This is a genomic window from Streptomyces sp. NPDC056452 (assembly GCF_042796085.1).
Classification (GTDB): Bacteria; Actinomycetota; Actinomycetes; order Streptomycetales; family Streptomycetaceae; genus Streptomyces.
In genome coordinates, this window is record NZ_JBHTRI010000029.1 from 18,284 (window position 1) to 31,528 (window position 13,245).

Annotated in this window: 10 protein-coding genes; all 10 read left to right on the forward strand. The window is 70.7% G+C overall.

The window, feature by feature from the left end; all coding sequences use genetic code 11:
• The first annotated feature begins 58 nt into the window (after positions 1–58).
• The 10 genes from fabG to ACFQ6X_RS25920 all read left to right on the forward strand — a co-directional run bounded on the left by fabG (position 59) and on the right by ACFQ6X_RS25920 (position 13,234).
• Positions 59–805 carry a 3-oxoacyl-[acyl-carrier-protein] reductase gene (gene fabG / locus ACFQ6X_RS25875; protein WP_329209894.1) on the forward strand — a complete coding sequence of 249 codons (747 nt, stop codon included), beginning with the start codon at positions 59–61 and terminating at the stop codon, positions 803–805.
• The gene (locus ACFQ6X_RS25880; protein WP_383184780.1) at positions 802–1,569 is read left to right on the forward strand and encodes a thioesterase II family protein; all 768 of its coding nucleotides are present in this window, start codon (positions 802–804) and stop codon (positions 1,567–1,569) included. Before fabG ends, ACFQ6X_RS25880 begins: the two co-directional genes overlap by 4 nt.
• A 37-nt stretch (positions 1,570–1,606) precedes the next feature.
• Positions 1,607–2,542, forward strand: a complete 936-nt coding sequence (locus ACFQ6X_RS25885) for a TauD/TfdA family dioxygenase (protein WP_383184781.1) — start codon at positions 1,607–1,609, stop codon at positions 2,540–2,542.
• 113 nt (positions 2,543–2,655) lie between these two features.
• A complete protein-coding gene (locus ACFQ6X_RS25890) occupies positions 2,656–3,570 on the forward strand; it encodes a TauD/TfdA family dioxygenase (RefSeq protein WP_383184872.1) in 915 nt (304 codons plus the stop codon).
• A gap of 33 nt (positions 3,571–3,603) precedes the next feature.
• On the forward strand, positions 3,604–4,566 hold the full coding sequence (locus tag ACFQ6X_RS25895; protein WP_329209900.1) for a beta-ketoacyl-ACP synthase III: 963 nt from the start codon (positions 3,604–3,606) through the stop codon (positions 4,564–4,566).
• A gap of 82 nt (positions 4,567–4,648) precedes the next feature.
• Positions 4,649–4,894, forward strand: a complete 246-nt coding sequence (locus ACFQ6X_RS25900; protein WP_329209902.1) for a phosphopantetheine-binding protein — start codon at positions 4,649–4,651, stop codon at positions 4,892–4,894.
• A gap of 3 nt (positions 4,895–4,897) precedes the next feature.
• Complete coding sequence (locus ACFQ6X_RS25905) at positions 4,898–6,295, forward strand: condensation domain-containing protein (protein WP_383184783.1); 1,398 nt, start codon at positions 4,898–4,900, stop codon at positions 6,293–6,295.
• A complete protein-coding gene (gene sbnA / locus ACFQ6X_RS25910; protein WP_329209906.1) occupies positions 6,292–7,305 on the forward strand; it encodes a 2,3-diaminopropionate biosynthesis protein SbnA in 1,014 nt (337 codons plus the stop codon). The genes ACFQ6X_RS25905 and sbnA overlap by 4 nt, the downstream gene beginning before the upstream one ends.
• Positions 7,299–8,300 carry a 2,3-diaminopropionate biosynthesis protein SbnB gene (gene sbnB, locus ACFQ6X_RS25915; RefSeq protein ID WP_383184785.1) on the forward strand — a complete coding sequence of 334 codons (1,002 nt, stop codon included), beginning with the start codon at positions 7,299–7,301 and terminating at the stop codon, positions 8,298–8,300. The genes sbnA and sbnB overlap by 7 nt, the downstream gene beginning before the upstream one ends.
• Before the next feature lie 65 nt (positions 8,301–8,365).
• Positions 8,366–13,234 (forward strand): amino acid adenylation domain-containing protein, encoded by a 4,869-nt coding sequence (locus tag ACFQ6X_RS25920; protein WP_383184786.1) that lies wholly within the window; start codon positions 8,366–8,368, stop codon positions 13,232–13,234.
• The last annotated feature ends 11 nt before the right edge of the window (positions 13,235–13,245 follow it).

Below are 13,245 nucleotides of genomic sequence, written 5' to 3' on the forward strand. Positions count from 1 at the left end.
ATAGGCCAGATATAGCCAGTGAACGCACGCTCGACTCATTCGAACGGATGGGGGCAGCATGCCGGACCAAGAGGCACAGGTGGCACTGGTGACCGGGGGGTCGCGCGGGATCGGGCGGGCGGTGGCCACCCGGCTCGCACGGGACGGGTTCGACGTGGCCATCTGCTACCGCTCCGACGACGCGGCGGCGGAACAGGTCGAGAAGGAGATCCTGGCGGCGGGCAGGCGGGCACTGATCCGCCGCGTCGACGTCGCCGACCGGGTCGGCGTCCGGTCGTTCGTCGCGGACGTCGAGGCGGGGCTGGGACCGGTGTCGGCGGTCGTCACCTCCGCGGGGATCACCCGCGACAGGCCGCTGGCGCTGATGTCGGACGACGAGTGGGACTCGGTGCTGCGCACCAACCTCGACGGAACGTACAACCTGCTGCGCTCCGTGGTCCGTTCGATGATCCGGCGCCGTGCGGGCACGGTCGTCACCCTCTCCTCCGTGGCCGGGGTCGTCGGCAACGCCGGACAGACGAACTACTCGGCCTCGAAGGCCGGGATCATCGGTCTGACGCAGGCGCTGGCCAAGGAGTTCGGCCGCTACGGAGTGCGTGCCAACGCAGTCGCACCGGGGTTCATCGACACGGAGATGGTCGCCGGTGTGCCGGAGGCCGTCGCCAAGGACGCCCTGACCCGCATCCCGATGGGCTGCTTCGGCACCCCCGAGCAAGTGGCCTCGCTGGTCTCCTTCCTGGCTTCCCCGCAGGCCGAGTACATCACCGGCCAGGTGGTCCGGATCGACGGGGGCATGGCGCTGTGAGTGCCTCCTCGGAGACCTGGTTCCGCAGGTATGCGCGGACGGGCGAACCGCGGCTGCGGCTGGTCTGCTTCCCGCACGCCGGCGGCAACGCCCAGCTGTTCCACGGCTGGCCCTCGCGGCTTCCCGCCGACATCGAGGTCCTCGCCGTCCGGTACCCGGGCAGGCAGGAGCGGATGGGCGAGCCGTGCATCGAGTCGATGGACGAGCTGGCCGGCCGGATCTCCGAGGCGCTCGTCCCCTACGGCGACCTGCCGATGGCCTTCTTCGGCCACAGCATGGGCGCCGCGGTGGCCTACGAGGTGGCGGTGCGTCAGGAGGCCGGTGCGGGCGAGGGCCCGGTCCGGGTCCTGCTCTCGGGGCGCAACGCCCCGCACCGGACGTCTCCCACGACCCTGCACCGGGCCGCCGACGACGTCCTGGTCGCCGGGGTGTCCCGGCTGGGCACCCTGGGCGGCGACCCGTACGCGGTCCCGGAACTGCGTGAGCTGCTGCTGCCCGTGCTGCGCTCCGACTACAAGCTCATCGAGACCTACCACCCGCACAGCCCGGTGGCGCTGCGCGCTCCGATCGTCGCGTACCAGGGCGACAGGGATCCGGGCATCTCCTACGAACAGTTGCTGGCCTGGGGGGAGTTGACGACCGGCGCCTTCGCGGTGCGGTCGTTCCCCGGGGACCACTTCTACCTTGCCCCCCGGGAGGCGGAGCTGACCGCGGACATCGCGGGGCGGCTGGCTCGGATCCCGTCCGGCCTGCGGGCCGGATAGCCGAAGGCTTCACCACAACAGCGAGAGGAGCGGCGCCGTGACGAGTCCGACGTCCTGGGCACCACTGGAGATCGAAGCGAAGGATGAGGGCGGGACCGGCGAACTGCTGAGCCGCCTGGAGGAACTGGAACTCGGCCTGGCCGGGACCCTGGTCAAGGAGAAGGCGCTCGTCTTCCGCGGCTTCGGGATCACCCCGCAGACGCTGGACACGGCCCTGGACCGGCTGCTGCCGAACCGGCTGGCGTACGTGCACGGCAACTCGCCGCGCACCAAGGTCGGCGGCAACGTCTACACCTCGACGGAGTACCCGCAGGAATTCACCATCTCGATGCACAACGAGATGAGTTACGCCCACGCCTGGCCGTCCCGCCTGGCCTTCTTCTGCCAGGTGCAGCCGGGCTCCGGCGGCGCCACCCCGGTGCTGGACGCCGAGCGCTGGCTCGCCGTCCTGGACCCGGAGGTCCGTGAGGCCTTCGCCGGCGGCGTGCGCTACGTGCAGAACCTGCACGACGGCTACGGACTCGGAAAGAGCTGGCAGGACACCTTCGAGACCGACGAACGGGCCGACGTGGAGGCGTTCCTGAAGAACGCCGGAGCCGAGTGGGACTGGCGGCGCGACGGGAGTCTGCGCGTGGAGTCCCACCGCCCGTCCACGACCAGGCACCCCGTCACCGGCGCCGAGGTGTGGTTCAACCAGGCCGACCAGTGGCACCCGGCCGGTCTCGGTGACGACACCGCGGCCGAGCTCGCGCAGATCCTGTCCGAGGACGAGCTGCCGCAGTCGGTGCGGTTCGCCGACGGCAGCCCGATTCCCCCCGAGTACGTCGCCCAGGTCCGCGACCGCGGGCTGGAGGCGGCCGTGGACGTCGACTGGCGCACGGGCGATCTGCTGCTCATCGACAACGTCCTGCTGGCCCACGGCCGGCGGCCGTTCACCGGGGACCGCCGCGTCCTCGTGGCGATGTCCGACTGACGCCCCGGCCCCAAGGGCTGCCCCGACTTCTTCGACCACGGAGCGAGCTGACCATGACCATCACCTCGGAAGAGACACCCGCCGGCTGGGTGGGGAGCGGGACCGTGCCCGGGATGCGACGTCCCGCGGCCCCCGGCACCGGCATCCACGGCTACATCACCGAGAACCGGGCGGAGCTGCGCGAGCTGCTCACCCAGCGCGGCGCACTGCTGCTGCGCGGATTCGAGGTCGGCGGTGTCGACGGCTTCGACGGCACCGTCCGGGCGTTCTCCGGCACGCCGCCGCTGGCGTACGCCGAGCGCTCCTCGCCCCGCAGCACCATCAAGGGGCAGGTCTACACCTCGACCGACTATCCGCAGAACGAGGAGATCTTCCTCCACAACGAGAACTCCTACCAGGCGGTCTGGCCGCGGACGCTGTACTTCTTCTGCGTCGAGCCGCCCGTCACGCAGGGCGCCACCCCGCTCGCCGACATCCGCCAGGTGCTCAGGTCCGTCGACCCGCAGGTGCGCGTGGAGTTCGAGGCGCGCGGCTGGCAGGTCGTGCGCAACTTCCACGCCGGGTTCGGAGTGCCGTGGCAGGAGGCCTTCAACACCTCGGACAAGGACGCCGTCGTGGCGTACTGCAAGGAACGCAGGATCGAGGCGGAGTGGCGGCCCGACGGCGGTCTGCGCACGACCGCGGTACGGCAGGCGGTGCACCGCCATCCGGTCACCGGCGAGGAAGTGTGGTTCAACCACGCGACGTTCTTCCACGTCAGCACCCTGGCCCCGGAGGTCGGTGCCGGTCTGCGCGCGATCTTCGCCGATGAGGACCTGCCCACGAACACCTTCTACGGGGACGGCGGGGTCATCCCCGACGAGGTGACGGACCACCTGCGCGCCGCCTACCGGTCGGCTGCGGTCCGCTTCGACTGGCAGCGCGACGACGTCCTGGTCGTCGACAACATGCTCGCCGCGCACGCGCGCGAGCCGTTCACCGGACCGCGGCGCATCGCCGTGGCCATGGCAGAGCCGTCCGACGCCTGACGGCTGACGGATCTATGGGGAGTTGAGGGAGACATGTTCGAGTTCGAGACGTACGGATCACGGATCTCCGGACTGGCCGTGTACCGGCCGGCCAGGCTGGTGTCCAACGAGGAACTGGCACCGCTGACGACGGTCTCGCCGCAGTGGATGGAGAGCCGGACCGGCATCAAGACCCGTCACCACGCCTCCGACGAGGAGGACCTGGTCACGATGTCGGCGGCCGCGGGCGAGAAGGCCGTCGTCTCGGCCGACATCGACCCGGGCGAGGTGGACCTGACGATCGTCGCGAGCGCCACCCGCCGTCGCCGTATGCCCGGCATCGCCCCCGAGGTGGCGAGCCGTATCGGACTGCCCAACTCGGGTGCGTACGACCTCAACGCGGTCTGTGCCGGCTTCACGTACTCGCTGGCCATGGCGTCCAACGCCGTGCGTCTGGGCGAGGCGCGCAACGTCCTGGTCGTCGGCGCCGAGCGGACCAGCGAGTGGATCGACCCCGCCGACCCCGACACCTTCGTCATCTTCGGTGACGGTGCCGGAGCCGCGGTGGTCTCCCGCTCGGACCAGCCCGGCATCGGCCCGGCGGTCTGGGGCAGCGACGGCGCACGGCACGACGTGCTCGGCATCACCGAGAAGGCGGACGGCCGGGAGTACGTCACCATGAACGGCCCGCTCGTCTACAAGTGGTCCACGGCCACCATGCCGGACGTCGCCCACCGGGCGTGCGCCGCCGCCGGGATCACGATGCAGGACATCGACTGGTTCGTGCCGCACCAGGCCAACAACCGGATCATCAAGACGCTCGCCGCGAACCTGGACCTCCCGCCGGAGCGCGTCGTCAACGACGTCGTCGAGACCGGGAACACCTCCGCGGCCTCCGTGCCGCTGGCGCTGAGCAGGCTCAAGGAGAGCGGCCGCAGCACCCCCGGCGAGAACGTCCTGCTGCTCGGCTTCGGTGCCGGCCTGACGTACGCCGGCCAGGTCGTCCGGATGCCGTGACCGGCTCCGGCGAACCCCCAAGACCCCCGCACTCCCCCCGCACGCACATCCACGCGCACACACCTATCGAGAGACGAAGGCCATGACCAGAGACGAACTGATTGTCGAGATCATCAACCTCACGCTGCGTACGGCGCCGGACCTGGAGGGCGAGGTCACCGCCGATTCCAGCTTCGACGAGCTCGGCATGGACTCCCTCACCCGCATCGACCTGCTGGCCGCCGTGGAGAAGGCCTTCAACCAAACAGTGCCCGACGAGCGGGTCGGCGACCTGCTGCGCGTCAGTGACGTCGCGGACTTCCTGACAGCAAACAAGGCAGGAGTCTGACCCATGGGCCACACGGACCCCATAGGCGGGGCGATGCCCCTGTCGGTGGGCCAGGAGGGGCTATGGCTGCTCCACAAACTGGCTCCCGACAGCGCGACCTACAACCTCGCGGGTGGTGTCCGGATGGAGCCCGCGCCGGACCCGGAGGTCCTGGCGCGGGCGGCCCGGGCGCTCACCGAACGGCACCCGATGCTGCGTTCGGTGTACGTCGAGGCCGACGGCAGTCCCCGCCGGCTGGTGAAGAACCCCGGAGACGTCGGCGAACTCGTCGTGCGTGACGTACCGGACGCGGACGACGACGAGCTGCGGCGGCTCGTCGCCGCGGAGGCGGGCACCCCCTTCCGGCTCTCGGAGGAGGGACCGTTCCGGGTGGCGCTGTGGCGCCGCCGTACCGACGCCGTTCTGCTGGCGCTCACCCACCACATCGCGACCGACGCCATCTCCCAGTGGATGCTGTGGCGCGACCTGCTCGCCGCGTACGAGGCGTTCGCCGAGGGCAAGGAGCCCGGCTGGGCTCCCGTCGCCGTCGACTACGGCCATTTCGTCGAGAGCGAGCGGGCCCTGCTCGAATCCTCGCGCGGTCAACGGCAGGCGGAGTTCTGGCAGGAGCAGGTCGAGGGTTCCGCACCCGCGGAGCTGCTGACCGACAAGCCCCGGCCGGCCGTCGCGTCGTTCACCGGTGCCAGCCTCGTACGCCGGCTGCCCGACGAACTCGCGGAGCGGCTCAAGCGTGCCGCCGCCGAACAGGAGATCTCGCAGTTCGCCCTGGCGCTCGGCTCCCTGCAGGCCCTGCTGAACCGCTGGACCGGCCAGACCGACTTCCTCATCGCCTGCCCGGCCTCGGTGCGCCGCTCGGCCGCCAAGGACGTCGTCGGCTACTACGTCAACCCGGTGCTCATCAGGGCCGTGTTCGACAGGAACACCCCGCTGGGCGAGGTGACGGCCGCGGCCAACGACCGCCTCAGGCAGGCGACCGCGCGGGCCACGTACCCGTTCCCGCTGGTCGCACAGGCCGCCGCGGCGTCCGGACCGCTGTTCCGTATCTCCATGACCATGGTCACCACGGACCGCTTCGGTTCCGAGCTGGCCGGTGCGGTCGCCGGCGTACCCCTCGACGTGGCCGGTCTGACCACCACGTACCTGGAGATCCCGCACCTCGAGGGCCAGTGCGACATCACCTTCGAAGTCACCCGTGACGTGCAGGGGCTCACCATCGCCCTGCGCTACGACACGGCGCTCTTCGAACGGGACACCATGGACCGGCTGTTCGACCAGCTCATCCGCTTCATGACCGCCGCCGGGGACACACCCGAGCGCCCGGTCTCCCGGATCCCGCTGACGGACGCCGCCCAGAAGCGTTCACTGCTCGCCCTGGGCAGCAACGCCGGCGACGGATCATGAAGCAACCCGTGCTCCGCGGCATTCTCGACGGTGTGGGCAACACGCACCTCGTCGAACTCGGCGGGCTGCTGCCCCGCTTCGGGTCCCGCGTCTTCGCGAAGCTCGAAGCCTTCAACCCCGGCGGCAGCGTCAAGGACAGGTCGGCGCTGTCGATGCTGCTCGGCAGGATCCGCAGCGGGGAACTGGTACCCGGCAGGTCCACGGTCGTGGAATCGAGCTCCGGAAACCTGGCGATCGGCATCGCGCAGATCTGCCGGTACTTCGGAATCGACTTCATCTGCGTCGTCGACCCCAAGACCACCCAGCAGAACCTGGCGATCCTGCGCGCCTACCGGGTCACGGTCGAGATGGTGACCGAGGTCGACCCGGACACCCGCGCCTATCTGCCCATGCGCCTGGCGCGGGTACGCGAACTGGTGGCCGCGACACCCGGCGCGTACTGGCCCAACCAGTACGCCAACCCGCTCAACCCCCGGGCCCATGTGCAGACCATGCGGGAGATCGCCGAAGCGCTGGACGACCGGGTGGACTACCTGTTCTGTTCGACCGGTACCGGCGGCACCATGACGGGCTGCGCCCAGTACATCCGGGAGCGCGGACTCTCCACCACGCTGGTCGGGGTCGACGCCATGGGCAGCGTGCTGTTCGGCGGCCCTTCGGGCCCGCGGCTGCTGCCCGGACACGGGGCGGCGATCAAGCCCCCGCTGTTCGACCCGACGCTGGCCGACGAGGTCGTGCTCGTCAACGACCTCGACTGCGTCGTCGCCTGCCGGACCCTGACGCACCGTGAGGCGATCCTCGCGGGCGGCTCGTCGGGGGCGGTGACCGCCGCACTCGGGAAGATGGCCGACCGCATTCCGGCCGGCAGCAACTGCGTGATGATCTTCCCCGACCGCGGCGACCGCTATCTCGACACCATCTACTCCGACGACTGGGTGCGCGCCCACTTCGGAGAGGTCTCACATCTGTGGAACGAACCCGAACACACATTGGCGGTGGGCGCATGCTGATCATCAAGCACGGTGAAGTGGCCGGGCTGCTGGCCGGACGCGAGAAGGAGGTCATCGACCTCGTCGCCGAGGCGTACAAGCGCCACGACGAGGGCCGCACGGTCCTCCCGCACTCCGTCTTCCTGCGTTTCCCCGACCGTCCCAGGGACCGGATCATCGGCCTCCCCGGCTACCTCGGGGGCGACACCGAAGTCGCCGGAATGAAGTGGATCTCCTCCTTCCCCGGCAACGTCGCCGCCGGGCTGCAGCGGGCCAGCGCCGCCGTCCTGCTGAACTCGCTGGAGACCGGACACCCCGAGGCGCTCATCGAGGGCTCCCTGATCTCCGCCATGCGCACCGCGGCATCGGCCGCGCTCGGCGCACGGATGCTCCTCGGCGACCGCAGGCCGTCCGGGATCACGCTCATCGGCACCGGTGTCATCAACCGCGAGGTGCTGCGCTTCCTGGCCGCCGAGCGGCCCGAGCTCGACTCCCTCGCCGTCCACGACACGGACATGGAGCGGGCCAAGCGCTTCACCGCGGACCACGCAAGGCTGCTGCCGGGCGCGAAGATCCGCCACTGCGCCACGCTCGACGAGGCGCTGGCCGCCCACGACCTGGTGTCCTTCGCGACGACGTCGGCCTCGCCGTACACCGGCCTGGACGCCTGCCCGCCCGGCACCGTCGTGCTCCACATCTCGCTGCGCGACCTCACCGTGCCCGCCGTACTCGGCGCGCACAACATCGTCGACGACGCCGACCACGTGTGCCGTGAGCAGACCTCACCGCACCTCGCGGAGCAGCACACCGGGGGGCGCGACTTCGTCGACGCCTCCATCGGCGCACTGCTGCGCGGCACCGCCCGGCTGGAACCGGAAGCCGGAAAGCCGCTCGTGTACTCCCCGTTCGGCCTCGGCGTCCTGGACCTGGCGCTGGCCGGCTTTGTCCGGGACGAGGCGCGAAGGGGTGGCATCGGCACCCGTATCGACGGGTTCGTTCCCGCGCCGACGCCCTAGGAAGGCTCCCGAACCCGGGTCACCGCCACTGAACGCTGCAACTGATCAACACCTCTGGAGAAGAGATGTCTGTCCCGCTGCACGAACTGATCGCCCAGCAGACCGTCCGTACCCCCCACGCCATCGCGGTCGACGACGCACAAGGGTCGATGACGTACGCGCAGCTGGACCGCCGCGCGAACGGAATCGCGCGGCTGCTGCGCGGGCGCGGTGTCCTCCCCGAGTCGAGGGTGGCCGTCTGCCTGCCGCGCGGGCGTGAGCTCGTCGCGGCTCTCCTGGGCGTCTGGAAGGCCGGCGCGGCCTACGTGCCGCTGGACGCCGGCCACCCGGCCGAGCGCATCGCCTGGATGGTCGCGGACAGCGGCGCGCGGACGGTCCTGACCGTCGGCGAGTCGGCCGGGGCTCTGGACGGTGTCGTACCCGACGGTGTCGTGCTCCTGGACGCGGCCGGCGGCGAGGCCGACGCCGAACCGGTGGAAACGGGCCCGCAGCACGCCGCCTACATCACGTACACCTCGGGCTCGACGGGCCGCCCCAAGGGCGTGCTCGTCGAGCACGGCGGGATCGCCAACCGTGTGTCGTGGTCGGTCGCCCGCCAGGAACTCGGCCCGGACGACCGGGTGTTGCAGAAGACCGTCCTCACGTTCGACGCCGCGGCCCTGGAGCTCTTCGCGCCGCTGGTCGCGGGCGGCACCGTGGTGATGGCCCCCGAGGGCGCCGAATCGGACCCCGCGCTCCTCGTCCGGACGGTGGCCGACCGGCACATCACCGTCCTGCAGGGCGTGCCCTCCGTGCTGCGCCTGCTCGCCGAGGAGCCCGCCTGGTCCGAGTGCACCGGGCTGCGGCTCGTCCTGTCCGCGGGTGAGGCGCTCGACGCCGAACTGTGCCGCAGGCTCGGCGAACCCACCGGTGCCAAGGTGTGGAACACCTACGGCCCCACGGAGTGCTCCATCGACGTCACGGGCCAGGAGTTCGACCCGGAGCTGCACACCGAGGCCGTGCCGATCGGCCGGCCGGTCGACAACATGCGCGTGTACGTGCTCGACGAGGAGCTCGACCCGGTCCCGATCGGTGTCGTCGGCGAGCTGTACGCCGGGGGCATCGGCGTGGCACGCGGCTACGTCGGCAACGCGGCGCAGACCGCGGAGAGGTTCGTGCCGGACCCGCACGGCCCGGCAGGCAGCCGCATGTACCGCACCGGCGACCTCGCCCGCTGGCGCTCCGACGGCGCACTCGCCTACCTCGGCCGCGTGGACCACCAGGTCAAGGTGAACGGCGTCCGCATCGAGCCCGCCGAGGTGGAGGCCGCGCTCAACGCGCACCCCGACATCCGGGGCGCCGTGGTCGGCGCGTACACCGTCGGCGGCGGAAAGCGACTCGTCGCCCACCTGGTGACCGCACGCCGCATACCCCGGGACGAACTGCGCAGCTTCCTGCGCAAGCGGCTCCCCGAGCCGATGGTCCCCGCCCTGTTCGTGCCCGTGGACGCCTTCCCGCTGACCGGCAACGGCAAGATCGACCGCAAGGCCCTGCCCGACCCCGAGCAGCCCGGCACGCGGACCGCGGGGGAGGGGCCGCAGTACACCGCGCCCCGCACCGTCGCCGAACGCCTCGTCGCCGAGGTGTGGGAGCAGCTGCTCCAGGTGGAACGGGTCGGTGTGCACGACGACTTCTTCTCCCTCGGCGGCTCCTCCCTGGTCCTGACCCGGCTGGCCGACGCCCTGGGCAGGGCCTCCGGAGACAGCATCCAGCTGCGCGGGCTCTTCGCGGCCTCCACGGTCGAGGCCCAGGCCAAGCTCCTGGAGGAGGCGCGGCCCGCCGTACCCGAGGTGGTACCGGTGGGACGCGACACCCCGCTGCCGCTCTCCTTCGGACAGCACCGGCTGTGGTTCCTGGACCGCATGCACCCGGGCAGCGCGGAATGGGTGGCGCCGCTGTTCCTCCGGCTCCCCGCCGGGACGGCCGCCGAAACGGTGCAGTCCGCACTGGACACGCTGGAGACCCGGCACGAGTCCCTGCGCACCCGGTACGTCCTCGAGGGCGAGGAGCCCCGCCAGGTGGTGGCCGGCCCCCAGCCGGTCGAACTGCGCGTGGTGGACGCGAGCGAGGCGGAGATCGAGAGGCTGTTCGGGGAGCAGTTCGCCCGGGGCTTCGACCTGAGCGACGGGCCGCTGTGGCGGGCTCTGCTCGTACGGGTTCCCGTCGGCGGCCCCGTGCTGCTGGTCACGACCCACCACATCGCCAGCGACGGCTGGTCGACGGTGCTGATGGACCGGGAGATCCGCGAGCTGTGCGCCGCCGCCTCGGAGGGCCGGACACCGGAACTCGCCGACCTCCCGGTGCAGTACGCGGACTACGCGGCCTGGCAGGCCGCCCGGTCCGACGACACGGTCCTCGACCGCGAACTCGACTACTGGAAGAGCGCGCTGCGCGGCATGCCCGAACTGCAGCTCCACACGGACCGGCTGCGCCCGGCCCGGCGCGACGGGCGGGGCGAGGGCGTGCGCTTCTCGGTGCCGGCCGGTCTCGCCGACGCTCTCAGCGGTATCGGGCGGAAGCACGGCGCGACCCAGTACGCGACCCTGCTGGCCGTCTTCGCGGCACTGCTCTCACGGCACAGCGGACAGGACGACTTCGGCGTCGGGAGCCCGGTCACCGGACGGCTGAGGCCCGAGACCCAGGGCACGGTCGGCTTCTTCCTCAACTCGCTCGTCATGCGCTGCGACCTGACCGGCGACCCGACCTTCGGCGAGCTGCTGGGACGTACGAAGGACACGGCCATGGCCGGCTTCGCGCACCAGGAGCTGCCGTTCGAACGGCTGGTGGACGAACTGCAGCCGGTCCGCGACCTGTCCCGCACCCCGCTCTACCAGGTCGCCTTCGACCTGCAGGACGAGGGCGCCACGTCGGTGGCCGCCGACGGGGTGCTGATGGATGCCTTCCAGGGCGCCTGGCGGGTGGCCAAGACCGACCTGACGATGTTCGTGTGGCGCCAGGCCGACGGCTCGCTGAACGGTGCGCTGGAGTACGCGACCTCGCTGTTCGACCGGCCCACCGTGGAGCGCATGGCCGACCACTTCGTGAGGCTCGTCGAGGGCGTGGTGGCGGCGCCCGAGGCGGCACTGTCGGCCATCGACATCACCTCGGTGCACGAGCACCGGCTCCTGCGGGTCTGGAACGACTCGGCGGTGGTGGTGCCGGAGATCTCGGTGCCCGAGCTGATAGGCCACTGGGTTGCTGCGGCGCCGGGTGCGGTGGCTGTGGAGGCTGGTGACGGGTCGTTGTCGTTCGCCGAGTTGGATGTGCGGGCGAATCGGTTGGCGCATCGTTTGCGTGCGGTGGGTGTGGGTCCGGAGTCGACGGTTGCGGTGCTGCTGGATCGTTCGGTTGATCTGGTGGTGTCGTTGTTGGCGGTGTGGCGTGCGGGTGGTGGGTTCGTTCCGATGGACCCGGTGCTGCCGGCGGGTCGTATCGCGGGCATGGTCGAGGACGCCAGGGTGGGTGTGGCGTTGACGTCGGCCCGGTATGCGGATCGTTTCCCGGGTGTGGAGACGGTGCTGGCCGATGGTGATGTGTCGTCGTTCCCGGCGTCGGTGCCTTCGGGTGTGCTGGATCTGGATTCGGTGGCGTACACGGTGTTCACGTCGGGTTCGACGGGGCGGCCGAAGGGTGTGCAGGTTTCGCATCGCAGTCTGGTGAATCATGTGGACTGGGCGGTGCGGGAGTTGGTGGCGTCGGGTTCGGGTGGTGCGCCGGTGTTCTCGTCGGTGGCGTTCGACCTGGTGGTGCCGAATGTGTGGGCTCCGCTTGCTGCGGGTCAGCGTGCGTGGTTGTGGGACGGTGAGCTGACGGAGCTGGGTGAGAGCCTGGCGGCGGCGGGCCCGTTCTCCTTCATGAAGCTGACTCCCGGCCATCTGGAAGTGCTGTCCGGGCAGTTGTCTGACGAGCAGATCCAGTCCCTGACCTCTCGTGTGGTGGTTGCGGGTGAGGCGTTGCCCGGTGGTCTGGTGGAGCGCTGGCGGGTGCTGCTCGGCGAGGGCCGTGTGCTCAACGAGTACGGTCCGACCGAGGCGACCGTGGGTACGTGTGTGTTCCCGCTGGTCGAGGCGTTCGAGGGTGTGGTGCCGATCGGGCGTCCGCTGCCGAACATGACCATGCGGGTGTTGGACGCGGGTCTGCAGCCGGTGCCGGTCGGTGCGGTGGGTGAACTCTTCGTCGGTGGTACGGGTGTGGCACGCGGCTACGCGTTCCGTCCCGCAGCAACGGCTGAGCGGTTCGTGCCCGACCCCTTCGGGCCGGCGGGTGCGCGTCTCTACCGCACTGGTGACCTGGTGCGTTGGCGCAGTGATGGTGCGGTTGAGTTCCTGGGCCGTATCGATGACCAGGTGAAGGTGCGGGGGTATCGCATCGAGCTGGGTGAGATCCGTGCCGCGTTGGTCGCTCATCCGCAGGTCACCGACGCCACCGTCGTGGTGTCCGAGGACCAGCGCCTCATCGCTTACGTCGTCGGTAGCACCGACGGTCTTGCGGAAGGGCTCGGGGCTTCGCTGCCGGAGTACATGGTCCCGTCCGTGTTCGTCGGGCTCGACGCTCTCCCGCTGACCGCCAACGGCAAGATCGACCGACGCGCCCTCCCCGACCCCGAGGCCACGGCCGCGGACGCTTTCATCGCTCCCGGTACGCCCACCGAGGAACGTGTCGCGGCCATCTGGCGCGACCTGCTGGGCAAGGAAGCGAGCACCCAGGACAGCTTCTTCGACCTGGGCGGCCACTCCATCCTCGCCGTCCGGCTGGTCTCGCGCCTGCAGAACGAGTTCGACCTGGACCTGCCGATGCGCGTCGCCTTCGAGAGCCCGACGATCGCGCAGCTCGCGGTGGAGATCGAGGACCGGATCCGGGCCGAGATCGACGCCGTACTCACCGAGTCCCACTGATTCCGTCGAGA

What these genes read in the sequence shown, in the direction of transcription:
- ACFQ6X_RS25895 (WP_329209900.1), top strand. Translation starts at nt 3,604, where the DNA reads ATGTTCGAGTTCGAGACGTACGGATCACGGATCTCCGGACTGGCCGTG.
- ACFQ6X_RS25890 (WP_383184872.1), top strand. Translation starts at nt 2,656, where the DNA reads ATGCGACGTCCCGCGGCCCCCGGCACCGGCATCCACGGCTACATCACC.
- sbnA (WP_329209906.1), top strand. Translation starts at nt 6,292, where the DNA reads ATGAAGCAACCCGTGCTCCGCGGCATTCTCGACGGTGTGGGCAACACG.
- ACFQ6X_RS25900 (WP_329209902.1), top strand. Translation starts at nt 4,649, where the DNA reads ATGACCAGAGACGAACTGATTGTCGAGATCATCAACCTCACGCTGCGT.
- sbnB (WP_383184785.1), top strand. Translation starts at nt 7,299, where the DNA reads ATGCTGATCATCAAGCACGGTGAAGTGGCCGGGCTGCTGGCCGGACGC.
- ACFQ6X_RS25905 (WP_383184783.1), top strand. Translation starts at nt 4,898, where the DNA reads ATGGGCCACACGGACCCCATAGGCGGGGCGATGCCCCTGTCGGTGGGC.
- fabG (WP_329209894.1), top strand. Translation starts at nt 59, where the DNA reads ATGCCGGACCAAGAGGCACAGGTGGCACTGGTGACCGGGGGGTCGCGC.
- ACFQ6X_RS25920 (WP_383184786.1), top strand. Translation starts at nt 8,366, where the DNA reads ATGTCTGTCCCGCTGCACGAACTGATCGCCCAGCAGACCGTCCGTACC.